Source organism: Archangium sp., from assembly GCF_057119385.1.
In genome coordinates this window covers 96,501-122,117 of sequence record NZ_DBNGVP010000022.1, presented here as the reverse complement: position 1 = coordinate 122,117, position 25,617 = coordinate 96,501, and the positions used below count along the sequence as shown (strand labels likewise).

Genomic DNA, 25,617 nt, shown 5'->3' with positions numbered 1-25,617 from the left:
CGTCTTGGGGGGCGGGGAGCTCGGCCGACCCGACCGTCAAATTCCGTCGGATCTTCGCTGCCGTCTACAGTGGCTACGCGAGAACCTACGTGGGCTCGGGCGTTCCGGCCTCGGAGCATCCGCTTGCGAATGGCTGGTTCTCCCGCTGCATGAACTGCGCGAGCAAGGAGACCCGCGTCATCTACGCAAGCTCTGCGACGCACTTCGGAAGCGCTGAGACCTCGCAGTGGAATGAGTGCTGGTACGAATGCCTCGAGTGCGGAAAATTCAATTACCATCAGACCAACTACGAGTTCTGACGGCGCGGCGCCCGGCGTGCTACGCGGATAGGAAGAACAAACCGGGGTCAGAGAGTACCGCTGCGGCCCGCGCTTCACCACCGAAGGGCAGTCGAGTGGGGGCAGGACTCCGTGAGGTGGGCTGCTGGCACACGCTCCGCCACGCGTTCGCCAGCCACTTGGTGATGAAGGGCATGACGCTCAAAGCAGCACAGGAACTGCTGGGTCACGCCACCATCGACATGATGATGAAGTACGCGCACCTGAGCCCGGACGCGCGCCGGGAGGCGATCAATGTTCTGGTGAGAGCCGCGAGGCCGCCCGCTCGAGGTCACCGATGCCTGCCTGACTGGAAGGCCCCTTCGACAGGAACGCGACCGGCAGCTGCAAAGACGTCCCAATGGCCCACGCGCCCACGGCCCACCGCGTACCCGCCTCGGCCCCGAAATCGCGCACCTTGAACTCTGCGCCGCGGCCCCAGAAGCGCTTCATGGTCGCGGAGCCTCCAGCCGGGGGGCAATACCCCATGATGAGGACGCGGGGCAGCTGGTGCTTCTCCACGAGCAGGCGGACAAGCGGACGCAGCAACTCGTCGGACTCCCGCTTGAGGAGATCAATCGCCCGTGCGCGCTCCTCCGGCGTTCGTTCAGAGGCATCGAAGACCGTGTCGAACTTGCCGGCCGTCGGCAGGGGCGACACGTCGAGGTGCACGCACCGTCGTCCCGTCCCGTACACGCCGCCGTAGGAGACCTCTCCGCCCGAAGCCGCCCGAACGATGCGCTCAGCCTTGTCGAACCAGGTGCGGTACGGACGCGTGAAGTACCCAGTCTGCCGGTCCCAGTGACTCTTGGCATCGTCCGATTTCGGCACGAAGCCCTCGGTCACCTCTCGGTCACTCGGATTCAGGCCAATCGTCACGAGATGGACCGGCGCCTCATCGGCTGGAAGCCCGAACCCGATGATGGGCGGCAATGCCGTGTTCTTGAACCAAGGGGCCAGCGAGGGGTCGGAGAGATAGTGCTGCCGCCGTTCCAGAGCAGCGCTGAACAGCACCTGGAAGACCTCGAATTTCACGCGAGTGTCCTTTCACCAAGCAAAACCCAGAAAGCCTAAGTCAGGACCTACCCCATCCCGCCACCCCCTGGAACTCCTCCCGACGCATTCGAGTCGGAGCCCGGTGCGGAAAGGCTCGCCGAGACATCCCGGGCAGGCCGGCGAATACCCGAGGTGCTCCACAAGCTCGGCCAACTCCGGCGCTAGTGGACTGTCCACGAAGTCCTGGTGAAACTGGAGGTCCACACCGGACAGATGCGCGGCTGGTGTCTGGAGCGCAATGACTCAGCCAGCCTGCGAGCCGTCCTACCCGAGTTGCTCGAGGAGTACAGGCATTCACCACGCATCCACCTCATCTGGGACAACGGCTCCAGCCATGTCTGCCGACAAACGCTCGATTTCCTGCGGCACAACTACCCTCATGTCCGGGTGCTCTTCACCCCAGCGCATGCCTCCTGGCTCAATCAGGCTGAACTGCTGCTGCGTACCTTCGGAGCCCACTACTTGCAGCGGGGAGATTGGGCCAGCCGCTCCGAGTTCATTGCCCACCTCGAAGCGAGCTGGCCCGAGTACAACCGGCTCTACGCCCATCCATTTACCTGGTCGTGGACCCGTCCCAAGATGCACGAGTGGGTGGATCGGCACCCGTCCTGATTTTGTCCAATAACTTCGTGGACAGTCCACTAGTAATTGCAGCCACCTCCCTTGGTGAAGGGTCCTCCGTTGACGCTGCCATCCCGCGCGCAGATGTAGTACGTCTGATTCTTGTTCACGAAGATATAGCGAGTGACATTGGCGGAATCGACATACTGATAGGTGCCGCTGAAGTAGGGGTTGTACAGGATGTGCGTGATGAGCGGGGGGCACGCATCACCGGCAACGGATTGGGAGAGCGACCTGGGGCTGTCCAAGCAGACGGTGCGATTGCCCGCGCTGTCGATGACCATCGGATAGGCCTTCACCTGGAAGTTGTGCGAGCCGCAGGTGATGCCCGAGGCGCTGAAGGACCAGGAACCCGAGCCGGTGCAGGAAGACGTCCCGCCCGAGGCGTTGCAGCGATCTTCCGAGCTGCGCAGGACGCCATCGACATAGTACTCCAGCCGGACGGCATTGGCGGGGTTGGCCACCGCCCAGTCCCCGCTCCCGGCCATCTCTCCCTGATACGTGCTGATGCCCGCGAGGCTGAGCGTCGTGACGCTCACGCCAGAGCACAGGGCCGACGTGGTGGTGCCCTGGGGCCCATCGGCCGGAGTCAGCTCCGCGTCGGGAACACCGCCACAAGCGAGAAGCATCAAACCGGACAGCACGGCGCCAAGGGAAATACCAGTCGTCTTCCGTGATTTCATGATTACCTCGCGAGGATTGTTATCAAGGTACAATATTCCAGCCCTGAAATACAAGCCACGGGGTTGCGAGGCAGGCGAGGCAGGCGTTGACGCGCCTCGTCAGATGGAGGGGCTGGCGGAGCCTGACCCTGGCGGCTGGCCGAAGAGCCGGAAGAGCACCGGCACCACCAGCATGTTGAGGAAGGTGGAGGAGAGCAGCCCGCCCAGGATGACCACGCCCATGGGCGCTTGAATCTCGTTGCCCGCCTCGCCCCCGGCGATGACGAGCGGCACCAGCGCGAGCCCCGCGCACAGCGCCGTCATGAGGATGGGCGCCAGCCGCTCCAGCGAGCCCTGCACCACCGCCTCGGGGAGGCTCTTTCCCTCCTCGGTCATCAGGTGCTCGAAATGGCTCACCATGAGGATGCCGTTGCGCGTGGCAATCCCAAACAGGGTGATGAAGCCCACCAGCGAGGCCACGCTCACCACGCCCGAGGTGAGCACCACCGCCACCACCCCGCCGATGAGCGCCAGCGGCAGGTTGATGAGCGTGAGCAAGGCATTGCGCACCGAGGAGAAGGCCACCACCAGCAGCAGGAAGATGCCCACCACCACGCCCAGACCCAGCAGGGTGATGGTGCGCGCGGCCTGCTCGGCGCTCTCGAACTGGCCGCCGTAGACGATGTAGTAGCCCTCGGGGAATCGCACCTCGCTCGCGACGCGGGCCCGGAGCTCGTCCACCAGCGAGGACAAATCCCTGCCCGACACGTTGGCCTGGACCACCATCTTCCGCTGCACGTTCTCCCGGGTGATGGTGTTGGGGCCGGACTCACGCGTGAGGCTCGCCAGCATCTTCAGGGGAATCCGCGGGCCCGTGGGGGTGTCGAGCGGCGTGGAGGCAATGGCATCCAGGTCCGCCCGCGAGGCGTCATCCAGACGCGCGACGAGCTCCACCGCCCGCTGTCCCTCCAGCAGGGTGCCCACCGTCTCACCGGAGAAGGCCCGCTCCACCGCCTCGGCGACCTCGCCCGTGGTGAGGCCGTAGCGCGCCACGGCGTCACGGTCCATGCGGATCTCCACCTCCGGAATGTTCACCTGCTGCTCGATGGACACGTCCACCGCGCCCCGGGTCGTCTCCGCCACCGTCTTCACGCGCTCGGCCAGTCCGCGCAGCGTGTCCAGGTCATCCCCGAAGAGCTTCAACGCGATGGCCGCGCGCGAGCCCGAGAGCATGTGATCGATCCGGTGGGAGAGCGGCTGGCCGATGGTGACCACGGCCCCCGGTACCTGCGCGAGCGCCTGGCGCATCGCCTCCAGCATCTCCTCCTTGCCGCGCTTGCCCTTGGAGAGGTCCACGCCCACATCGAGCTCCGAGGCGTTGACGTCCTGGGCATGCTCGTCCAGCTCCGCGCGCCCGGTGCGGCGGGAGGTGGTCACCACCTCGGGAAGGGCCAGCAGCGCCTGCTCGACCCGGCGGCCGAGCCGGTCCGACTCCTCCAGCGACGTGCCCGGCAACGTGACGACGTTCACGGTGAACGTCCCCTCGTTGAACTCGGGCAGGAAGGAGCGCCCCAGGAAGGGGACGATCGCGAGCGTGGCGAGGAAGGCCAGGGCGGCTCCACCCAGCACGGCCCGGGGACGTGCCAGGGCCCACAGGAGGACGGGCTGGTAGCGCACCTTCAGCCAGCGCAGCACGGGCCCTTCCTCCGCGCCCAGCGAGCGGGCCTGCGGCAACAGGTACGCGCACAACGCGGGGGTGACCGTGACGGCCACCGCCAACGAAGCGGCGATGGCCACGATGTAGGCCAGCCCCAGCGGCGCCAGCATCCGCCCCTCCAACCCCGAGAGGAAGAAGAGCGGCACGAAGACGAGGATGATGATGAGGGTGGCGAAGACGATGGAGGCACGCACCTCCACCGAGGCCCGGTAGATGACCTCGAAGGCGGAGCGGCGCTGGCCCTCGGGAAGGTGCGCGTTCTCCCGCAGGCGCCGGAAGACGTTCTCCACGTCGATGATGGCGTCATCCACCAGCGCCCCGATGGCGATGGTCAGCCCGCCAATGGTCATCGTGTTGAGGGTGACGCCGAGCGCCTTGAGCGCCAGCACCGCCACCACCAGCGACAGCGGGATGGCCACGAGCGAGATGAAGGTGGCCCGCAGGTTCATCAGGAACACGAGCAGGATGACGGCGACGAGGATGGCGCCGTCCCGGAGCGCCACGGACACGTTGCGCACGGCCACCGAGATGAAGTCCGCCTGCCGGAAGATGTGGCGGTTGATGATCAGCCCCCTGGGCAGGGTGGGCTGGATGTCGTCCAGCACCGCGTCCAACTGCCGGGTGAGCTCCAACGTGTTGGCGTCCGGCTGCTTCATCACAGCGAGGATGACGGCGGGCTCCGCGTTGGCACTCCCCTCCCCGCGTTTGGTTTTCGGCCCCACCCGCACGTCCGCCACCTGCCCCACGCGGATGGGCTGGCCCGCGCGCACGGTCACCACCGTGTTGGCCACGTCCTCCACGCCCCGCGCCCGCCCCACGGCGCGCAGGAGGTACTCCTGCCCCCGCTCCACGAAGAAACCACCGGAGGTGTTCCGGTTCGTCGTCCGCAGCGCGTGCACCACCTGCTCGAAGCTGACGTCGAGCGCCTGGAGCGCCTCGGGCCGGAGCAGCACCTGGTACTGCTTCACCGCCCCGCCAATGGGCACCACCTGGGAGATGCCCGCCACCGACAGCAGGCGCTTGCGCAGCACCCAGTCCACCGCGCTGCGCGCCTCCATCATCTGCGCCTCACGCCCCGCCGCGTCCGGCGCCTGCGCGGCCTTGTCCCAGGAGATGGACAGGAAGAGGATCTCCCCCATCACCGAGGAGATGGGCGCCAGCGTGGGCGGCGGCACGTCCGCGGGGAGCTGGCTGGCCACCAGTTGCAGCTTCTCGTTGACCACCTGCCGGGCGGTGTAGATGTCCGTGCCCCAGTCGAACTCCACCCAGACGATGGAGATGCCCACCGCCGAGGCCGAGCGCACCCGGCGCACGCCCGTGGCGCCATTCACCGCCGTTTCGATGGGGAACGTGATGAGCGTCTCCACCTCCTCGGGCGCGAGCCCGTGCGCCTCGGTGAGCACCGTGACGGTGGGGGCGGTGAGATCCGGAAAGACGTCCACGGGCATGTTCCGGGCGGTCTCGATGCCCAGGAGGAGCAGCAGCACCGAGGCGGCCACCACCAGCAGACGGTTGTCGATGGACCAGCGGATGAGGCGGTTCATGCCGGGCCCTCAGTGCGTGTGTCCGTGCCCGACGGCGGCGCCCGCCACGGTGGACAGCTTGATTTCGTAGGCGCCCCGGGAGACGACCCGCTCGCCCTCCTTCACGCCCTCGAGCACCTGGACGTAGCCGCCCGAGCGCACCCCGGGCTGGATGGCCCGCTTGAAGAAGGACTCGCCCCCGTCCATGACGAACACGGTGGGCTTGCCGTTGTCGTCGACGATGGCGGACTCGGGGATGGCCACCCCGCGCACCGTCTCGCCCGTGTAGAGCATCACCTTGGCGAACATGCCCGGCTTGAGGACACCCTCGGGATTGGGCAGCTCGAAGATGACGGGCAGCGTGCGCGTCAGCCGATCCACCACCGAGCCCACCGCCACGCGGCGGCCCGTCTTCTCGTCCACGGAGAACTCGCGCTCGAAGCCCGCCACCGTGAAGGCCGCGCCCGGCGAGCGCTCCACCTTCGCCACGTCCGCTTCGTACACCCGCGCCTCCAGCCACAGCCGCTCGGGGTTGACCACCGAGACGAGCCGCGTGCCCACGTCCACGATGGCCCCGGGCGTCACCTCCGCGTAGGACACCACCCCGTCCACCGGCGAGCGCAGCTCGAAGGCCGCGCCACCGGGGCCCCCCGAACCTCCATTCTGCGTGCTGCGGTAGAGCGAGAGCTGACGCTCGGTGGCATCCACCCGCGCCGCCGCCACCTCCCGCGCCACCCGCGCCGCGTCGAGCTGCTTCTCGGGGATGGCCTTGCCCGCGAACATCTCCTCCGCGCGCTTCACCTCACGCTCCGCCAGGCCCAGCTCCGCCCGGGCCCGGGCCGCCTCCATCTCCACCGTGGCCACATCCGTCCCGGCGGCGGCGCTCGTGGGCATCAGCCGCACGAGCACCTCGCCCTTGCGCACGCGCTGCCCCAGGTGCACCACGCGGTCCCCCACGGGGATTCGGCCCGCCACGGGCGCGGACAGCTCCGCGGATTGTCCCGCCACGGGCTTGAGCTCACCGGTGGCGCGCACGCCTCCCTGCAGCGCGCGCGGCTCGGCCGGCGCCGTCGCGTACTGCGTCTTCCACTGCTGCTCCTTGAGGAAGGGCACGGTGGCCTCACCCGGCTCCTCGGGAGGCGCGGCGGCCACGGCCGCGGCGACGGTGGGGTACACCACGACCTTGCCCGCCTCCACCGTGCCCGAGACCTGCTCGCCCTCCAGACGCAGGGTGAGCGTGCCCTCGCCGGCCCGGGTGGGCTGCACCGGCGGCTTGAAGATGCCATCGCGCAGGAGCTTGCCGGCCACGAAGCGCTCCTCGGTGCCATCCGCGTAGCGCAGCGTGGCCGTCACCCGGCCCTTCGTCACCACCCGGAAGCCGTTGGGATCTCGCGCGTCGGTGAAGTGCGCCACCAGCGGCGACGGTTGGCCCACCACCAGCGCCGGGTACTCCATGAACAGCTCGAGCCCATCCTGGTAGACGGTCACGGACATGCCTGGCCGCTCCGGCTCCGCGGAGGAGGCCGCGCCGTGCTCGTGCCCATGCTCCTGGCCCGGCCCATGCTCATGCCCCTCCTGGCGCGGCTTGCAGGCGGTCAGACACGCCACGGTGAGAAGGATCAACGACAGTCGGCTCATCGCCCTGGGCTCCGGGATCCGGCGCCGTCATAGGCGCCCACGAAAAGAAGAAGATCGGTCTCTGCCTCGACGAGGGACACACCCAGCTGGATGGCCGTCAGCCGCGCCTCGCGTGCGGCACGCTCGGCCTCCACCAGGACGAGGAGCTCCGCGCTGCCACCCCGGTAGGCCGTCGCGGCGATGCGGCGCAGCTCCTCGGCGCGCGAGAGGACATCCGCACGGTGCCGCGCGAGCCGCTCCCGCCTGCCGGACACCGCCTCCCGCAGCACCGGCAGCCGGGTCCGCGCGGCGTACAGGAGCGCGGCGTGGCGGGCCTCGGAGAGCTGCTTGCGCGCCTCCGCCCGGGCGGACTCTCCCTGCCGGCGCTCGAAGAAAGGCAGCGGCAGCGCGACGCCCACGACATACCCCGTCCCCGCGCCCGGCAATCCCACGTCGAGGAACTGCGCGCCCGCCGTCACGGTGGGCTCCGGAATCACGCCGCGGCCCGCCGCACGCCGCGCGGCCTCCGCGCCGCTGGCCTCCAGCGAGAGCGCACGCAGATCACCCCGCCGCTCGCCGAGCCCCTCCAACAGCGTGGCCACGTCCGGCAGGGGCCGCTCCACCCCGAGAGTGCCCTGCAACGGAGGCAGGGACGCCATCCCGGGCCCGAGCAACCACAACGCCTGCGCCGAGGCCTGTTGCTCCTCCAGCACGGCGCCGCGCAGCGCATCCCGCACCGCCTCCACCTCCAGCTCGATGCGCAACCGGTCGTAACCCGCGGCCTCACCCGCCTTCTCGCGGACGGCGATGGCCCCGGCCAGGCGCTCCAGCGAGGCGAGTGACTCCTCGAGGAGGCTCCGGCGCTCCCGGGCCGCCAGCACCGCGGTGAATGCGCGGGTGGCCTCATGGCGCAGCCCGGCCCGGGCCCACGCGTACCGGGCCTCGGCGGATTGCGCGCTCCGCTCGGCGGCCTCGGCCTCCAGGCCCAACCGCCCGGAGAGCACGAGGGGAATGGAGGCCACCAGCACGTCCTGGCTCTCCCCATCCCGAGTCCCGGAGGTCGTCTTCTGACGCTGCCATTCCAGCGAGGGATTGGGCCACAGGCCCACACCCACGGCCTCGGCCCGGCCGAGCGCGGCTTCGAGCCCGGCGACACGGGCCTCCAGGCTCGCGGTGAGCACCCGCTCCACGTACTGGGACTCGTCGAGCGCGGGCTGGGCCAGGGCGCTCCCGGCCAGCAGAATGAGAACGAAACTCCAGGGAGGACGAGACGACGAGCGTCGACGGGGCGAGCACGTGCTCATGGGCGGCAGCCTAGCACGCCTGCTCGGCCGGACACCCGGAGCGGGTCACCCGGACACTCCGTCCCGAGGCACATGGCATTTGCCGTCCAGCCGCGAGGGGACATACGGTTCACCCCGCCTCTCAGGAGACGAAATGCTCAAGAAGATTTCCCTCGCGCTCGTGGTCGCCCTCATCGGAGTGGGTGCCGTGGTGGCCTCGCGGCCGTCCACCTTCCGCATCGAGCGGTCCATCACCATCGCCGCCCCTGTCGAGCTCCCCTTCGGCACCGTGAACGACTTCCACAAGTGGAAGTTCTGGTCTCCGTGGGCGGAGAAGGACCCGAAGATGCAGACGGCCTTCGACGGAGCCTTCGCGGGGCCCGGCTCCATCTACGCCTGGTCCGGCAATGATCAGGTGGGCAAGGGCAGGATGACCCTCGTGGACGCGAAGCTCTACGAGTCCATCCAGATCCAGCTCGAGTTCCTCGAGCCCTGGCCGAACACGAACACCGCCCTCTTCACGTTCAAGCCCACGGGTGATGGCAGCATCCAGGTGACGTGGGCCATGGAGGGGCACCAGGACTTCATGGGCAAGGCCTTCTCCCTGTTCGTGGACATGGACGAGATGATCGGCAAGGACTTCGAGCAGGGCCTGGCCACCCTGAAGACGATCACCGAGAAGGAGGCGAAGAACCGCCTCGAGCGCGAGCTCCAGCTCAAGGCCCGGGCCGCCGCCGAGGCCGCCAAGGCCGAGCAGGAAGCCCAGGCGGCCACGCCCACGCCGTGAAGTCCCCGCTGTTTCCCTGAGCCGCCGGGCGGGCCTTCAGCGGCCGCCCAGGTTGGCGCAGGCCCGCTTGTCCCCGCCATCGCACGCGCGCTGGATGAGCGTGTGGGCCTCCGCGTCGTTCTTCTCGGCGCACGAGCCCGTCCGGTGGCAGATGCCCGCGCTGAAGCACCCCGCGGCATCCCCTCCCTCACAGGCGCGCTTGTAGAGCGAATAGGCCCGCGCCGGATCCGGCGCGCTCACGCCCCGCCCCTGCCAGACGAAGGTGCCCAGCACGTTGCACGCCCGTGCAACGCCCGCGTCACAGACGCGCGTGTACAGCTCCACCGCGCGCGGTGACTCACCGCGTCGATCGGCCTCCATGGCCCCGTCCAGGCACCCCTTCACCGTCCCGCCCGGGCACTGCGCGTCCTGCTTCGCCAGGGCCGCCGCCTCCTTGTCCTGCGCGCCCGGCCCGGCCCCACTCCCCTGCTTCTCGGAGCACGCCACCAGCAGCAGCGCGCACACCCAGAACCCCTTGTTCATCTGAGCTCCTAATAAAACTGAATTGCATAAAAAAGTGACAAAAAGCGTAAGCCCCACTAATCCGTCCGGCGCTTTCCCCCACCCCTCCCCCGAGGAGCCCCGTGAACCGATTGAAGCCATTGCTGCTGCCCGCCGTGGCGGCGCTGCTGTGGGCCGGACCGGCGCAGGCGCAGATCGCCGCGTCGCACGTGTACCACAACCACATGCCCAACTTCTGGCCGTACTACGACCTGGGCAAGTACGCATCGACGCCCGTGGGCGGAGCCATCCGCTACGCGTATGACGGCCAGGTCATCAACATCAAGCAGAGCCCGCCGTCGAACTACACGTACTTCCTGCCGTCGGGCGCGCCGATGCCGCACGACGACCTGGTCGCCTACTACTCGCACCACGCGAAGACGGGCGCCTATATGTACTGGCCCCCGAGCGTGGCGGCGGACATGAGCACCAACGCCCCCACCGGCCAGGTCCACGTGACCATGTCCGGGGCGGTGGTGAACAACGTCCAGGACATCAACACGCTGCAGAACGTGCCCGGCTACACCAACACCAGCTGGGGCTCGCCCTGGCGGGACCGGTACAACACCCTGCGCACCCCGGCGGGCAACCGGACGCTGGATCTCATCCACTTCACCGGCCACCACACCATGGGGCCGCTGGTGGGGCCGGACTACTTCCTCAAGGACCTCGTCAACCAGAGCGCCACGCTCGCGCAGCCCTACTTCCTGGGCAGCGGCTTCCAGTCCTCCAAGGGCTTCTTCCCCACGGAGCTGGGCTTCTCCGAGCGCCTCATCCCCACGCTGGCGAAGCTGGGCATCCAGTGGTCCGTCATCGGTGACAACCACTTCTCGCGCACGCTCAAGGACTACCCCTTCCTGAACGATCCGGGCTCGGACACGCTGGTGTCGCCGCCCAACCGCGCGGACCTGCAGAACACCAGCAACGTGGGCAGCTGGGTGAGCCTGCAGATGGCGCACGAGCAGCAGGTCATCCGCAACAAGTACCCGTTCGCCTCCACGCCGCACTGGGTGCGCTACGTGGACCCGGCCACGGGCGCCGAGTCGCGCGTGGTGGGCATCCCCGTCAACCAGAACGGCTCCTGGTACGAGGGCTGGGAGGGCCAGGTCACCGTCGACATCGTCAACCTCCAGAGCTTCGAGGGGCTCGTCCCGCAGAAGCAGTTCTTCGTCATCGCGCATGACGGAGACAACTCGGGCGGGCGCGCGGGCTCGGAGACCACCTGGTACAACGGCCGCAGCGTCACCTGCACCGCTGGCGTGCAGTGCCTGGGCATCAGCGAGTACCTCGTCAACAACACGCCGCCCGCCACCGACGTGGTGCACGTGCAGGACGGCTCGTGGGTGGACACGCGCGACTCCTCGTCCGACCCCCAGTGGCACCACTGGAAGCTGCCCTTCGGCATCTGGAGGGGCCAGTTCCCCGCGTTCAACTCGGCCACGGGCCTCAACCTGGCGCCCAAGACGAACCTCAGCGGCGTGCAGGAGGGCATGACGGTCTCCTTCGAGCACGGCTGGCACTACCTGGAGCGCAACTTCGCCCTGCTCCAGGCCTCGCTCAACTACGCGAAGACGGCCGAGCAGATCTGGCTCGACGCCCACCCCAACCACTGGAAGCCCACCACCACGCTGGACAACCAGGTGACGCATGCGGGCAACCAGCTCAACCCGTGGATGATGTCCTTCCCGGTGAAGGGTGACGCGGCCAACGACTGGGCGGGCGGCGCCAACCCCGCCGAGCTCGCCTGGTACTTCCTGCTGCCCGCCATGGACTCGGGCTTCGGCTACTACGACGAGAACCAGGACGACATCGTCAAGCCCACGCTCGCCTTCAACAACTCGCTCTACTTCTCCAAGCCCTACGTGCAGGACCGCCTCACGCAGGACCGTACGGGCCCGTCCGTCTGGTGGCCGCAGCGCTGGCCGTACAACCCGGGCAGCCCCAACACGGACAAGTCCGAGGGCTGGACGCTCCACCACTTCAACAACAACTTCGCCATCTACACCTACGCGTACGACGTGAGCGGCATCACCAGCATCAAGGCCCGCGTCCGCGTGCACACCAACAAGAGCATCGACCCGCTGGACAACACCCACAAGGTGTATGACCCCGCCGCGCTCAAGGCCGCGGGCGTGCCCAACATCGACACCACGCGCGTGGGCGCCTGGGTGGACTTCCCGTTGAGCCGGAGGGATTTGAAGCCCGTCATCAACGGCGTCTCGTGGCAGCCCGCCTACCTGCCCGTCATGGCGAAGGTGCCCGCGCAGGAGATCGGCGACCTCTACTACGTCTACCTCGGCAACTACCGGGACCAGCTGCTCGACTACTACGTCGAGGCCACGGACAGCCGGGGCAACGTGACGCGCAGCGAGATCCAGTCCGTCTACGTCGGCTCGGGCAAGTACAACCTGGTGGGCGGCAAGTACATCGAGGACCCCAACGGCACGGTGCAGGGTACGCACCCGTTCCTGGTGATCGACACCACGGCGCCCTCCACGCCCACGGGCCTGGCGGCCTCCACGAAGACGGATCGCTCCGTGACGCTCACCTGGAGCGCGGCCTCGGACAACGTGGCGGTGACGGGCTACGACGTCTTCCGCAACGGCACGCAGGTGGGCTCGAGCCCCAGCACCAGCTACACGGACAGCGGGCTCACCGCGAGCACCGCGTACAGCTACACCGTGAAGGCGAAGGACGCGGCGGGCAACACCTCGGCGGCCAGCACGGCGCTCTCCGTCACCACCCTGGCGCCGGACACCACCGTGCCCTCCACGCCCACGGGGCTGACGGCCTCGGGCACGACGAGCTCCTCGGTGGCCCTGCTCTGGACGGCCTCCACCGACAACTACGGCGTGGCCGGGTATGACGTCTTCCGCAATGGCACGCAGGTGGCCTCGGTCACGGGCACCAGCTACACGGACACGGGCCTGTCGCCGAGCACCCCGTACAGCTACACCGTGAGGGCCAGGGACGCGGCGGGCAACCTCTCCGCGCAGAGCACGGCGCTCTCCGCCACCACCGGCGCGGGCAACACCGCCACCGTCTATTACAAGAAGGGCTTCACCACGCCGTACATCCACTTCCGTCCCACGGGCGGCACGTGGACGGTGGCGCCGGGCTACGCCATGCCCGACTCCGAGGTGACGGGCTACGCGAAGTACACCGTCAACCTGGGCGCGGCCACGCAGCTCGAGGCCGTCTTCAACAACGGCAGCGGCACGTGGGACAACAACAACGGCGGCAACTACTTCTTCCCCACGGGCGTCTCCACCTTCAGCGCCGGCACCATCACCGCGGGCGCCCCGGTGGTGGACACCACGCCGCCGAGCGTTCCCGGTGGCCTCACCTCGCCCTCGAAGACGGCCGCGTCCGTGTCCCTGTCGTGGACGGCGTCGACGGACAACGCCGGCGTGACGGGCTACCTCGTCTTCCGCAACGGCACGCAGGTGGGCACGCCCACGGGCACCACGTACACGGACAGCGGGCTCGCGGCGAGCACCGCGTACAGCTACACCGTGAAGGCGCGGGACGCGGCGGGCAACACCTCGGCGGCCAGCACGGCGCTCTCCGTCACCACCAGCGCGGGCAACTCCGTCACCGTCTATTACAAGAAGGGCTTCGCCACCCCGTACATCCACTACCGCCCCGCGGGTGGCACGTGGACGACGTCGCCGGGTGTCGCCATGCCCGCCGCGGAGGTGGCCGGCTACGCGAAGTACACCGTCAACCTGGGCTCGGCCACGCAGCTCGAGGCCGTCTTCAACAACGGCAGCGGCACCTGGGACAACAACGGCGGGCTCAACTACTTCTTCCCCGCGGGAGTGCAGACGTTCAGCGCCGGCACCATCACCGCGGGCGCTCCGTCCGCCGACACCACCGCGCCGAGCGTCCCCACGGGCCTCGCGGTGCAGTCCAAGACGTCCACCTCCGTCTCGCTCACGTGGACGGCCTCCACGGACGCCAGCGGCATCGCCGGGTATGACGTGTACCGCAATGGCTCGCTGGTGGGCTCGCCCGCCTCGGCCAGCTACACCGACAACGGCCTGAGCGCTGGCGCCACGTACAGCTACACCGTGCGCGCCCGGGACACCGCGGGCAACGTCTCCGCGCTGAGCACCGCGCTGAGCGTCACCACCAGCACCACCGGCGCCACCGTCACCTTCAACGAGACGGCCAGCACCGTGGTGGGACAGAACATCTACGTCGTGGGCAGCATCGCCGCGCTCGGGAGCTGGAGCACCGCCGCCGCCATCCAGCTCTCGCCCACCAACTACCCGACGTGGAGCGTGACGCTGAGCCTGCCCGGCTCCACGGCCTTCGAGTACAAGTACATCAAGAAGGACGGCAGCGGGAACGTCATCTGGGAGAGCGGCACCAACCGCACCTCCACGACACCCGCGACCGGCACCCTGACGCTCAACGACACCTGGAAGTAATCCGTCGCGGGAAGTGCCCCGGCGCGAGGCCCATGAGCCTCGCGCCGGTGGTCCCCGCGGCGACCCCGCGCTTGCCTACGTACCGCTGGACAGGGTGTGGCTGCCGCTCCAGGCCCGGTTGAGGGTGAGCCACAGCACGCCCGAGCTGGAGTCGAAGGAAGCGAAGTAGTCCACGTCCGCCTTGAGCAGCACGCCGTCCAGGTAGAGGCGCGCCGGCACGCCCGCCGCAGCGCGGACGAGGAAGAGCGGATTCTGCAACTCTCCTCCGGCGGCGTTCAGGGTCGCGTTGAACAGGCCGGACAGGTCCGCCCGGAGCTCGTAGACCGCGTAGTTGCTGTTGTACCCGGGCACCGGATAGGTGGCGGTGTCGGAGCGGGCCACGCCGAGCGGACCGGAGATCACCACCGCGCCCTGGGTCACGGTGAGCTGCGCCTTGAGCATGCGCTCCACCTGCGTCGCCTGGGCCAGGACCTCTCCAGCGCTCTGCTGACCCATGACCATGAAGACGGAGTAGCTCTGGTAGGGATGGCCCGAGAACGTCCCTCCATAGCCATAGCCGTAGTAGGCGGGATTGCCCACGGCCCCGTACATCAAGCCCCAGGCGAGGCGCTTGCTGCGGGTCTGGCTGTAGCCGTCCATTTCGTACTGGCACATCTGGTAGGGCCAGTTCCAATTGGGCGGCATCATCCAGCCATCGAAACTTCCCACGCGAGTCTCGGAGTTCTTGCCCCAGTTGTCGTTGAACCAGGTGCCCCCCGTGTTGTGCTGGACCCAGTCGAGCGTCTGCACCATGCCCATCTCGGCATCGGCGGCGCGGGAATAGAGCAGGGTGTAGGGGACGACGTTGGGCTGGCTGTAGTCCCATTGGCTCTGGGCGGTGAAGGGCTCGGTGCGGGAGTAGAACTTGTACTTGTCGCCCCACTTCACGCCGTCCACGAAGGCGTTGGTGCCGTCCCCATCCCAGGCGATGTCGCCGTAGGGCGTCCGGGAATCGGCGCTGGTGGACAGGCCCGAGGACCCCGCGGCGCTGGTGTCGAAGGTGACGGCGTACACCGGGTAATCCCGGCCCGTGGAGAAGAACCAGTGCACCGTGACCTTCACCGGAGTGCCATTGATGGGCATGTTCCAGGAGAACTCGTGGATGGCGTGGTGCTTGCCCACGAAGACCCGGCGGTAGTTGCCCGCGAGGTTTCCGGAGTGGCTCACACCGCCACTGCCGAAGTGGCTCACCACGTAGCCCCAGCCGTTCCAGATGTAGCCGGCGCCGCTGCTGGCACCGGTGCCCGTGGCGACACGCTCCGTGCTGCCGATGTAGAAGCGGAACTGGCGCAGCATGCCGCCATGGCTGCCACCCGGATCGCGAGCGGTGTTGCGCGTGAGGACCGCCGTCCGCTGCTGCTTGCCCGCATCCAGCCAGCGGTAGACGTCCGAGTCGTAGTTGCCAGGCAGCTCGTTGGCCCAACCGAGGGACGCCCAGGTGTCAGCGGCCGGAGGCGTCACCGTGACCGTGGTGGTGGCCGTGACATTGCCGGCCGCGTTGGTGGCCGTCAGCGTATAGGTCGTCGTCTCGGACGGGCTCACCGCCACGCTCGTCCCCGTCACCGTGCCCACGTCCGGCTCGATGCTCAGGCTCGTGGCGCCCGCCGCCTCCCAGCTCAGCGTCGTGCCCTCCCCCGGGTTGATCGTCGCCGCCGCCGCCGTGAAGGCATGGATCTTCGGCAGGGCCGGTGGCACCGTCGGCCTCTTCACCGTCACCACGGACTCCGCATACCGGGTCGTATCCGCCATGCTCGTGGCCCGGACCCTGTACGTCCCCTCCTTCCTCGGCGCCGTGAACGCCCCCTCCCGGGTGATGTCCCCGCCCGTCGAGGTCCAGATGACCGACGTGTCGCTCGCGCCCGTCACCGTCACCGTGAAGTGCTGCGCCGCCGTCATGGGCAGCGTCACCGCCGCCGGCTTCAGCACCACCGTCACCTCGGAATTGTTCCCGCCAGGCCCTCCTCCAGGATCCGGCTCACAACCCAGCAGGGCAAACAGGGGCAGCGTCAGCACCAGGGTGCTCAAGGTCCGGCACATCATGGGCCTCCGATCCAGAAAGGGGACGCACGCGAGGGGGCGCGTGCCGTCGATACTTTCGTATGTCTTCCGTGTCTGACGAAGCACGTCCGCTGACAGCCGAAATCGACAACATCCCGGCACGCGAGCCGTGAGTCCCACTCCGAGGCTTCCCCCTGTTCACATACATCCGGCTCACCCACATGCCACGCACTGTCCGTATGGGAACAGGCCCTGGCTTCAAAGCCTTCTCATGTTCTCAATCCCTTTCAAATACAGGGCCTCCACCTTCTTCCAACACGTGAAATCCCCTGCCGGCAGCGGAATCCACTTCGAGCCGTAAATCCCAGCCCCAGCGAAACAAGGTGGAATACGTCCGATACTGTATATGATTCGAACTCGCCGTACGGGGGGGGGGCGGTATTCCAGACACCTCGGTTCCTCTGTGAGGAAGGCCCCATGAATCCAAGACAGTTGTTCAGCGCCGCATTGCTCGCCATGAGCCTGATGGCGGCACCCGCGTGCACCGATCCCAACCCGGACCCCGGCCCCACGGATCCCGGCCCCACGCCGCTGCCCACCGATGCCAATGATCCGAACAACGCCACCAAGGACACCGACTGTGATGGCCTGAGCGACAAGCTCGAATTCGAGGCCTCCTACGACGGGAAGAAGACGAACCCCGGAGTGACGGACACGGATCAGGACGGGCTGCCGGACGGGCTCGAGGTGGGCGTGGGCACGCCGGTGACCGGAACCTCCTGCACCGTCCCCGCGGACGCGGACACCTCGCTGCAGACGAGCCCCGTGAAGGCGGACTCGGACGGGGACGGCCTGCCGGACGGCGTGGAGGACGCCAACCACAACGGCAAGGTGGACGACGACGAGACGCACCCACTGCTGGCGGACACGGACTGCGACGGTCTGCGCGACGGTCCCTCCAGCGGGAGCATCAAGGGCGAGGACCAGGACGCCAACGGCACCCGCGGGGCCTCCGAGACGGACCCGCGCCGCTTCGACACGGATGGGGATGGCATCTCCGACGGCGTGGAGGTGGGCGCCATCACCCACCTGGACGAGGCCAACTGCGCCGGCATCTTCCGCCCGGACGTCAATCCCGGCACCACCACGGACTGAGGGCAAGACCTGCACCGTGACCGAGGGCACGCGCGAGTTCAACCCGCTGCCCGCCAACGGCCCGCAGCGCCACGCGTCGGTGGTCAACGCCACGGGCGGCGTGCTCGGCTCCATCCTCGACACCGCCTCCATCGGGTCCTCAATGGACGCCATCATCGCTGACACCATCGGCAACGCGGGCTACAAGACGCTCAAGCCGCCCATCGGCGCGTCCATCAAGGTGGCCATGGAGAACGTGCGCGACCCGGCCGTCTGCAAGGCGAGCGGTGACATCCCGCGCAGCACCGTCAACGGCTTCGACTTCGATGGCAGCGCGCGCACCCTCTCCTTCTTCGGCGCCTGCCGCCCCGCGAGCGAGTCCACCCAGGTGGCCGTCTCGTACCAGTACTGGGTGGATGCGGTGAAGTCTCCCGACGGCGGCATCCCCTGCGAGGACGACCCGAAATACAGCGAGACCGAGCCGGACCACTGCTCCGGCCCGCTGCTCGGCTGCAACGAGGCGGGTGATCAGTGCGTCTGCAAGCCCAACTGCGGCGACACCTGCGGCGGCGCCGCGCGGTGTGACATGAGCAGCTGCCGCTGCATTCCGATCATCAACTAGCGCCCGGTGCGCTCCGGACCCGGTGGGAGACGGGTCCGGAGTGCGCCGCGCTACCTGGCCGCGGGGGCCAGCGCGAACAGCAGCAGGGCCGCCTGCTCCGCGGGACTCCGCTCGCGGAGCCCGGCCGGCACGGTGATGCGCACCGGGGGCAGCAGGCGGCTGTCACAGCTGCGCCGCCCTTCGTACACCCCCTGGGTGGACGTCAGCTCGTAGCGGCACTGGCTGATGTAGACGTGGAGCTCCTTCGGGCTGAAGCGCAGCGTCACCGGCCCATCGATGAAGCCGCCCTCGGCGATCAGGGAGTCTCCCTCCGTGCGGACCTTCAGGTTCACGGGGGAGTTGCCCACCGCCCCCGAGACACCGTCCTTCTCGAGCGAGAGCTGCGCCACCGAGCCGAGCGCCCGCCCGCGGATCTCCGTCGGGGTGCGGTGGAGCTGGAGGTCGCGCGACACGACGTCATCTCCCCGGAGCTGCAGGTTGTAATTGTCATACGGAAGGTCCACCGAGATGACCGGTGTGCCTTCCGCCAGGGCCACTCCTCCCACGAGGAGTCCGAGACCCAGAGCACTTGACCAGGAGCGTAGAAGGGGCATGCCGTCAGTGTAGACACAAGCCTGCCTCCTCGCATCTCCAGCCCTCGGTTTCACCGGTTTCCATCGGGGTGGGCGCGGGCCCGTCTTCTCCTCCTCCAGCCCGGTACGCGGATTGCTCCCGCATGGCCCGGCACGAGGGGGACGAAGGTGCTCCCAGCGGAGCTCCTACCAGGACTCGAGCTTCCTGGAGGGAGACCTGCCCAACGGCACCCCGGCGATGCTCTACGTCCTCACCGACGCCGGGCTCACGGTGCTGCGCGGCCACTGAGTCACGCCACCATCCACCAGCCGCCGAGCACCACCGAGCCGAACGAGGCGACCGCCGGCACGTGCCGCAGGAGCGCCTCGGGCCTGGGCATGGCGCTCGAGCCGGCGGACAGGGCCGCGGTGAGCGCCGCCATGGCCACGGTGCTGCCCACCATGAAGCCGCCGAGGTACAGCGCCTGCCACACGGGCGAGGAGGCCACCGCGGCCGGGAGCAGCAGCAGCACCGCCGCGGCCCCCGTCAGGCCATGGATGAAGCCGATGGAGAACACGCCCCAGGTGCTCGTCCCGCCGGCCTTGGAGACGGTCGCGTCCCTGGCCGGCTTGCGATGGGACAACCAACGGCGCAACCCCACCATGCCCGTCATCACCAGCGCACCGCCCGCGATGCGCTCGCCCCACGTCCGCAGCACGTCGAGGTTCAGGGCCGCGGCCACCACCACCACGGCCGCCACACACAGCAGGGTGCCGAGCGCATGCCCCAGCCCCCACATCAACCCCACGCGCCACGCCTTCCGGCCGATGCCCAGGGAGAGGGGCGCCAGGCTCAGCAGGTGATCCGGACCGGAGACGGCGTGAAGCGCTCCAGATCCCAATCCAGCAAGGGCAGCAACCATGAACAGCCTCCCAGTGCGCCAGCGCGGCAACACGCTGGTGTCGTGCATGGAAGGATGCGTTCCGGGCCCGGATGTGACCAAGACAAGGTTTTCATCGGGCTGATAGCCCGGGCCTATCAGTGACTCATCCCTGATTTCCCCGCGGCGGCCGGAAGCAGCCGAGGGGGTGCCGCCGTGCCCGGCAGCTCGGCCTGGCCGGTCTTGATCACCGCATACCCGACGCCCACCGCCAGGGAACCGACGGCGATCGACAACAGGTACAGCAGCACGTGATTGACCGCGTTGGGGATCAGCAGCACGAACAGTCCCCCGTGCGGGGCCATGAGTTGCACGCCGAAGTACATCGACATCGCGCCCGTCAACGCTCCACCGATCATGCTGACGGGAATCACGCGCAGGGGATCCTTGGCCATGAAGGGGATGGCTCCCTCGGAGATGAAGCACAGGCCCAGCACCAGCGAGGCCTTGCCCGCTTCGCGCTCCGGCTCCGAGAACTTGTTCCGGGCCAGGAGGCTCGCCAGGCCCATGCCAATGGGCGGCACCATGCCGGCCGCCATGATCGCCGCCATGGGACCGTACGAGCCGGCTCCCGCCGACAGCAGCCCCACGCCAAAGGTGTACGCCGCCTTGTTGATGGGACCGCCCAGGTCGAAGCACATCATCGCGCCGAGCAGCACGCCGAGCAGGATCGCGTTGCCGGAGTTCATGTTCGTCAGGAAGCCCGTCACCGCTGACATGATCGCGGCCATGGGCGCGCCAACGACGTAGATCATCACCAGCCCGGTGATCAGGCTCGCCACGAGCGGGATGATCAGGATGGGCTTCAGGGATTCCACGCTGGCCGGGAGCTTGACGTAGCGGCTCAGTCCTCGTGCCGCGTAGCCCGCGATGAAGCCCGCGGCGATGCCTCCGAGGAAGCCGGCCCCGAGCTCGCTCGCCAGATAGCCGCCAATCATCCCGGGAGCGATGCCGGGCCGGTCGGCGATGGAGTAGGCGATGTAACCGGCGAGCAGCGGCACCATCAGCTTGAACGCCGCTCCGCCACCAATGCGCATCAGCGCCGCCGCCAGCGAGCCCTCCTGCTTGAAGGCGTCGATGCCGAACACGAAGGACAGGGCGATCAGCAGACCGCCCGCGACGACCATGGGCAGCATGAAGGACACGCCAGTCAGCAGGTGCTGGTAGGGACCGCCCGCTGGACGGCCCGGCGCGCCCGCCATGACCTGGGCCTTCTCCAGGGCATCGCGAATCGTCTGCTCGGACTTCTTCAGCGCGGTGCCGGTGGAGGTCCGCCACACCCGCTTGCCCGCGAACCGCGAGGAGTCCACCTCGATGTCGACGGCCAGGATGACCACCTCGGCGTCCCGGATCTCCTCCGCCGTCAGCGGATCCTGCGCCCCCACCGAGCCTCGCGTCTCGACGCGGATGGGATGACCGAGCCCCTGCCCGGCCCGGGTCAGCGCCTCGGCCGCCATGAACGTGTGGGCCACCCCGGTGGGACAGGCCGTGACGGCCACGATCTTCTTCCCGCCCTCCGTGGAAGGCCGGGCCGCGGGCGCCACTTCGGTGGGGCTGGCCGCGGCGTCCGCCGTCAGCGTCCTGGCGCTCTGCTCGGCCTGCGTCAGGAAGGCGTCCGGGTCGGGCAGCGCCTCGGAGATCGGCGCCTGGTGGACGCGCTTGCCGACGAACCGGGAGAGGTCCACGGGCGCGCTCGCCGCGACGACGACCAGGTCGGCGGCCTCGATGGCCTCACGGCCGGGCACGACGACCGGCTCGAGCTGGCTGTGCATCTCCACCGTCACGTTCCAACCGCGCCGCTTCGCGGCACGCTCGAGCCCCCGGGCGGCCAGGAAGGTCGTGGCCACGCCGCTCGGGCAGGCCGTGATGAGGATCACGTTCATCGCTGCGTCTCCCCGGTGAGTGGTTGCCCGGTCAGGCTCCGCACGACCGTCCGCGCCTGGAGCATGTCGAGATCCGCGGCCGATGCATCTCCCACGCCGATGTGGCGCACGGACTCGGCGGCGAGCGCCGTCGCGAAGCGCAGAGTGCGCTCCCGAGGCCAGCCGGACATGACGCCGTGCAGCGCGCCCGCCAGCAGCGTATCGCCAGCGCCCACGGTGCTGACGACGGAGACCCTTGGCGACTCCGCCATCAGGGCGTCACCCCGCTGGGCCCAGATCACGCCCTCGGCTCCGGCGGAGACCAGCACGTCCTCGATGCCCTCGGCATTGAGCCGCAGCGCCGCCTGGAGCCGCGCGTCGGGCGTGTCGAGCGGATGGCCCGCCCAGTCGGCCAGCTCTGTCTCGTTGGGTTTGACGCCCGTGGGCCGCGCGGCCAGGCCCGCCAACAGCGCGGGACCGCTGGTGTCCAGCCACACCGGCATCTCGCGCTCACGAACGCGGGCGATGAGGCTGGCGAGCTGCGCGGGCGTCATGTTCGGCGGCAGGCTGCCCGAGATGACGACCGCCTCGATTCCGGGAAGAAGCGGCCCCAGGCGCACGGTCAGCATGTCCAGGGCATGCGCCGGAATGAGCGGACCCGGACCGTTCAGATCGGTGACCCGCCCGTCCGGCTCGGAGAGCTTCGCGTTGATGCGCGACTCGCCCGGTATCCGGACGAACGCATCGTGCAAGCCGTAGCGGGCGAAGGCGCGCACGAAGGCCGTCTCGTTGTCCGCACCGAGCAGGCCGGACACGGTGACGTCATGGCCCAGGTCCCCGAGCACCCGCGCCACGTTGATGCCCTTGCCGGCGGCGTCGAGCCGGGTGCTCTCGGTGCGGTTGACCTCGCCGAGCCGGATGGGTCCGAGGCGGATCGCGAGATCCAATGCGGGGTTCAGCGTCAGCGTCAGGATCCGGGCCATCACACCACCTCCAGGGCTTCGCGCACCGCGGCGGCGGTCGGCTGCCTCAATGCGAGCGCGGCCAGCTCACGCGCCCGGGGCAGCGTCAGCTCGCGGACGGCGGCCTTCACCAGCGGGACACGGCGGCTGCTCACGGACAGCTCATCCACGCCCAGGCCCACCAGCACCGGGATGGCCTGGGGATCCGAGCCGAGCTCGCCACAGACGCCCACCCAACGGCCCTCGGCATGAGCGGCCTCCACCGTCAGTTGGATCAGCCGCAGCACGGCCGGGTGCAGTGCATCGGACTGCGCGGACAGCCGCGGGTGGCCACGGTCGATCGCGAGCGTGTACTGCGTGAGGTCGTTGGTGCCGATCGAGAAGAAGTCGGCTTGCTTCGCGAGCGTGGGCGCGAGCAGCGCGCAGGACGGCACCTCGATCATCACCCCGAGCTGGACGTCGGCCGCCTTCACCTCGGCCTGCACGCGGTCGAAGATCGCCTTGCCCGCGCGGAACTCCTCGATGTCCTTGACCATGGGGAACATGATGCGCACCGGCCGCTTGCCGGCGGCCATCAGCAGGGCGCGGATCTGCGTCTCCAGCACCTCCGGCCGCATCAGCGTGAGACGGATGCCGCGCACCCCGAGGAACGGATTCTCCTCGTGGGGCATCGGCCAGTACGACAGCGGCTTGTCGCCACCGACATCGAGCGTCCGCGCGACCAGCGGACGGCCCGCCAGCGCATCGAAGGCCTCACCGTACTCGGCGATCTGCGTCGCCAGATCCGGCGCCTCCGCATGCTCCATGAACACGAACTCGGTGCGCAGGAGGCCAATGCCCTCGGCTCCGCGCTCGACGGCATCCGCGGCATGCGCGGTGTTGCCGAGGTTCGCGGCGATCTCCACGCGGTGGCCGTCACGCGTGCGCGCCTCCTCGTGCCTCCGGGCATGGGCCGCGCGCCGCAGCGTCTCCTGCTCCTCGATGCGCCGCTCGGTGCGCTGGCGGCGCTCCGGCGTCGGAGCGGCCACGATGCGCCCACCCTCGCCATCGACGATCAGCTCGACACCGGAGGTCAACGCCAGCACGCGCTCCCCCGCGCCCACCACGGCGGCGATACCGAGGGCCCGCGCGAGAATCGCGCTGTGCGAGGTGGCCCCGCCGCGCGCGGTGACGAGCCCGCGCACCTTCGCCGTGTCCAGCCGCGCGACATCGGACGGCCCCACGTCGTCGGCCACCAGGATGTAGGGCTGCTCCGGCGGCATCGGCATCTCGACACCGCACAGCAGACCGAGCACGCGGCGGCCCACGTCCCGCAGGTCCGCGGCGCGCTCCGCCAGCAACCGGTCCGCCAGCGCTTCCTGCGCGCGCGCCGCCGTGTCGATCGCGCGCCACCAGCCGGCCTCGGCCGACACACCTTCCTCGATGGACTCGAAGGCCGCATCGCGCAGGTCCGGGTCTCCGAGCATCTCCGCGTGGATGGAGAGGATCTGCGAGACCTCTCCCCCCACCGCCCGCTTCACCAACGCCTCGAGCTGCTGGCGGGCACCGTCGAGCGCGCGCTCCAGCCGTCCGCGCTCGTGCGTGGGGACCTCCGCCCGCTCGGGGTAATGGAACTCCGGCAGGCGCAGCACGTACGCGGGCGCGATGGCGAGTCCCGGCGAGGCCGGCACGGCCGTCAGCGGCTCGTCCACCCGGGGAGGGACGACCGGCTCCACCGGAGCGGCACGGGGAGTCTGGGGAGTCCGGGCAGCGCTCTCCTCGCGCGTCTCCTGGAGCGGCGTCACCGGCTCACCGAGGCCCCCCCGCACCGCGTCGGCCAGCGCCGCCACGGCCTGTGCGGCGCCCTCCCCTTCCGCGGAGAACACCAACGTCTGGCCCCGCCGCGCGCCGAGGCTGAGCACACTGGTCAGACTGGCCGCGGACACCGTCTCCCCATTGCCCTCGAGCAACCGGACGCGGACCTGGGCGGTCTGCGCCCGCGCCACCAGCACCAGCTCCCTCGCCGGCCGCGCATGGAGCCCGTGCGCGTTGAGCAGGCGGACCCGAGCGGTCTCGGCCCGCGCGGACTCACCGGCCAGCCGGGCCAGGACCTGATCGGCGGGCAGGCCCGCGAGCCCCCCACCGTCTCCTCGCGCGATCAGCTCATCCAGCCGCACGAGCAGCGCGCGATGGGTGTCCCCCTGGGCCGCGAGACAGAAGACGCCGGAGACCTCGCCCACGTCGTCGCGGAAGTGCTGCTCCGGGGTCGCCAGCGCCAGGGCCGGAGTCTTGACGCCGGAGGCGCCGTACACGAGCCAGAGTCCCTGGCCCAGCGGCAGCGGCATCTGTCCGGCGATCGCCGCGACGAAGCCCGCGTCCACGCAGCCGGCCTGGCGCAGCCGCGCCGCCGCGGCCAGGGCCAGCTCCAGACGGTCTCGGACCGGCACGCCCAGACAGAGCGTCCCGGCATCGAGCCTCGCCGACACCGGCGCGCGGGACAGCGCCGCGATGACCTGGTCCGCGGTCGTCGCACCGGCCAGGGTCTCGGCCACGCCCTCGCGCTCCAGCACGTGCGTGAGCTGACGCAGGATGTCGAGGTGCTCGTCGGACTGCGCGGCGATCGTCACCAGCAGGTTGACGCGGGTGCCGTCGTGCCACCGGATGCCCTCCGGAAACTGCAGCACGCGCACTCCCGTGGAGCGCACGTAGCGCCGGCTGTCCGGCGTGCCGTGGGGGATCGCGATGCCGTGGCCCAGATAGGTGGAGGACTGGGCCTCGCGAGCGAGCAGCCCCTCGCGGTACTCGGCCGAGACACGGCCGGCCTCCACCAACGCGGCGGCGGCCTGGTCCAACGCCGCACGCCAATCGGCGGCGCGGCAACCCAGCCGGACATCGTCCCGAGTCAGCGTCAGCATCCGTTGCGTCCTCCCCGTCCCGAGGCTTATAGATGACTTGCTGAATCGTGTCACC

The 25,617-nt window shown here is 69.3% G+C and carries 18 protein-coding genes and 1 pseudogene; 7 read left to right on the top strand and 12 right to left on the bottom strand.

Features of this window, described 5'->3' with window-relative positions; translation table 11 throughout:
* Positions 1 to 247: 247 nt before the first annotated feature.
* A pseudogene (locus AC16DP_RS05650) lies at positions 248 to 535 on the top strand (tyrosine-type recombinase/integrase); the annotation flags it as partial.
* 34 nt (positions 536 to 569) lie between these two features.
* On the opposite strand, the gene AC16DP_RS05645 reads toward AC16DP_RS05650, so the two are convergent.
* Entirely contained in the window at positions 570 to 1,352 is a 783-nt protein-coding gene (locus tag AC16DP_RS05645) for a hypothetical protein (protein WP_329732606.1), read from the bottom strand.
* Positions 1,353 to 1,559: 207 nt separating this feature from the next.
* Here AC16DP_RS05645 and AC16DP_RS05640 point away from each other — a divergent pair, with 207 nt between their 5' ends.
* Positions 1,560 to 1,985, top strand: coding sequence for a transposase (locus AC16DP_RS05640; protein WP_329732607.1), 426 nt, complete (start codon positions 1,560 to 1,562; stop codon positions 1,983 to 1,985).
* 29 nt (positions 1,986 to 2,014) lie between these two features.
* On the opposite strand, the gene AC16DP_RS05635 is transcribed toward AC16DP_RS05640, so the two are convergent.
* The 4 genes from AC16DP_RS05635 to AC16DP_RS05620 form a co-directional block, all read right to left on the bottom strand.
* Positions 2,015 to 2,677: a hypothetical protein gene (locus AC16DP_RS05635; protein ID WP_329732608.1), complete on the bottom strand. Its 663-nt coding sequence runs from the start codon at positions 2,675 to 2,677 to the stop codon at positions 2,015 to 2,017.
* 99 nt (positions 2,678 to 2,776) lie between these two features.
* Entirely contained in the window at positions 2,777 to 5,917 is a 3,141-nt protein-coding gene (locus AC16DP_RS05630) for an efflux RND transporter permease subunit (protein WP_329732609.1), read from the bottom strand.
* 9 nt (positions 5,918 to 5,926) lie between these two features.
* Positions 5,927 to 7,534, bottom strand: a complete 1,608-nt coding sequence (locus AC16DP_RS05625) for an efflux RND transporter periplasmic adaptor subunit (RefSeq protein ID WP_329732610.1) — start codon at positions 7,532 to 7,534, stop codon at positions 5,927 to 5,929.
* Complete coding sequence (locus AC16DP_RS05620) at positions 7,531 to 8,817, bottom strand: TolC family protein (RefSeq protein ID WP_329732611.1); 1,287 nt, start codon at positions 8,815 to 8,817, stop codon at positions 7,531 to 7,533. The genes AC16DP_RS05625 and AC16DP_RS05620 overlap by 4 nt, the downstream gene beginning before the upstream one ends.
* A gap of 133 nt (positions 8,818 to 8,950) precedes the next feature.
* Between AC16DP_RS05620 and AC16DP_RS05615 the strand changes: the two genes are divergently transcribed.
* Positions 8,951 to 9,583, top strand: coding sequence for an SRPBCC family protein (locus tag AC16DP_RS05615; protein WP_329732612.1), 633 nt, complete (start codon positions 8,951 to 8,953; stop codon positions 9,581 to 9,583).
* Between the two features lie 36 nt (positions 9,584 to 9,619).
* Here AC16DP_RS05615 and AC16DP_RS05610 read toward each other — a convergent pair whose 3' ends face one another.
* Positions 9,620 to 10,105 (bottom strand): tetratricopeptide repeat protein, encoded by a 486-nt coding sequence (locus AC16DP_RS05610; protein WP_329732613.1) that lies wholly within the window; start codon positions 10,103 to 10,105, stop codon positions 9,620 to 9,622.
* A gap of 101 nt (positions 10,106 to 10,206) precedes the next feature.
* On the opposite strand from AC16DP_RS05610, the gene AC16DP_RS05605 reads away from it, so the two are divergent.
* Positions 10,207 to 14,559 carry a carbohydrate binding domain-containing protein gene (locus tag AC16DP_RS05605; RefSeq protein WP_329732614.1) on the top strand — a complete coding sequence of 1,451 codons (4,353 nt, stop codon included), beginning with the start codon at positions 10,207 to 10,209 and terminating at the stop codon, positions 14,557 to 14,559.
* A 75-nt stretch (positions 14,560 to 14,634) separates the two neighbouring features.
* On the opposite strand, the gene AC16DP_RS05600 is transcribed toward AC16DP_RS05605, so the two are convergent.
* Complete coding sequence (locus tag AC16DP_RS05600) at positions 14,635 to 16,638, bottom strand: hypothetical protein (RefSeq protein WP_329732615.1); 2,004 nt, start codon at positions 16,636 to 16,638, stop codon at positions 14,635 to 14,637.
* Positions 16,639 to 17,073: 435 nt separating this feature from the next.
* On the opposite strand from AC16DP_RS05600, the gene AC16DP_RS05595 reads away from it, so the two are divergent.
* Positions 17,074 to 17,751, top strand: a complete 678-nt coding sequence (locus AC16DP_RS05595) for a hypothetical protein (RefSeq protein WP_329732616.1) — start codon at positions 17,074 to 17,076, stop codon at positions 17,749 to 17,751.
* 16 nt (positions 17,752 to 17,767) lie between these two features.
* Positions 17,768 to 18,352 (top strand): hypothetical protein, encoded by a 585-nt coding sequence (locus tag AC16DP_RS05590; protein ID WP_329732617.1) that lies wholly within the window; start codon positions 17,768 to 17,770, stop codon positions 18,350 to 18,352.
* A 50-nt stretch (positions 18,353 to 18,402) separates the two neighbouring features.
* Here AC16DP_RS05590 and AC16DP_RS05585 read toward each other — a convergent pair whose 3' ends face one another.
* Entirely contained in the window at positions 18,403 to 18,888 is a 486-nt protein-coding gene (locus AC16DP_RS05585) for a hypothetical protein (RefSeq protein ID WP_329732618.1), read from the bottom strand.
* Positions 18,889 to 19,057: 169 nt separating this feature from the next.
* Here AC16DP_RS05585 and AC16DP_RS05580 point away from each other — a divergent pair, with 169 nt between their 5' ends.
* Positions 19,058 to 19,213, top strand: a complete 156-nt coding sequence (locus AC16DP_RS05580; protein WP_329732619.1) for a hypothetical protein — start codon at positions 19,058 to 19,060, stop codon at positions 19,211 to 19,213.
* 1 nt (position 19,214) lies between these two features.
* Here AC16DP_RS05580 and AC16DP_RS05575 read toward each other — a convergent pair whose 3' ends face one another.
* The 4 genes from AC16DP_RS05575 to ptsP form a co-directional block, all read right to left on the bottom strand.
* The gene (locus tag AC16DP_RS05575) at positions 19,215 to 19,826 is read right to left on the bottom strand and encodes a hypothetical protein (RefSeq protein WP_329732620.1); all 612 of its coding nucleotides are present in this window, start codon (positions 19,824 to 19,826) and stop codon (positions 19,215 to 19,217) included.
* A gap of 116 nt (positions 19,827 to 19,942) precedes the next feature.
* The gene (locus AC16DP_RS05570; protein ID WP_329732621.1) at positions 19,943 to 21,727 is read right to left on the bottom strand and encodes a PTS fructose-like transporter subunit IIB; all 1,785 of its coding nucleotides are present in this window, start codon (positions 21,725 to 21,727) and stop codon (positions 19,943 to 19,945) included.
* On the bottom strand, positions 21,724 to 22,689 hold the full coding sequence (gene pfkB, locus AC16DP_RS05565; RefSeq protein ID WP_329732622.1) for a 1-phosphofructokinase: 966 nt from the start codon (positions 22,687 to 22,689) through the stop codon (positions 21,724 to 21,726). The genes AC16DP_RS05570 and pfkB overlap by 4 nt, the downstream gene beginning before the upstream one ends.
* On the bottom strand, positions 22,689 to 25,562 hold the full coding sequence (gene ptsP / locus AC16DP_RS05560; protein WP_329732623.1) for a phosphoenolpyruvate--protein phosphotransferase: 2,874 nt from the start codon (positions 25,560 to 25,562) through the stop codon (positions 22,689 to 22,691). The genes pfkB and ptsP overlap by 1 nt, the downstream gene beginning before the upstream one ends.
* Positions 25,563 to 25,617 lie beyond the last annotated feature (55 nt).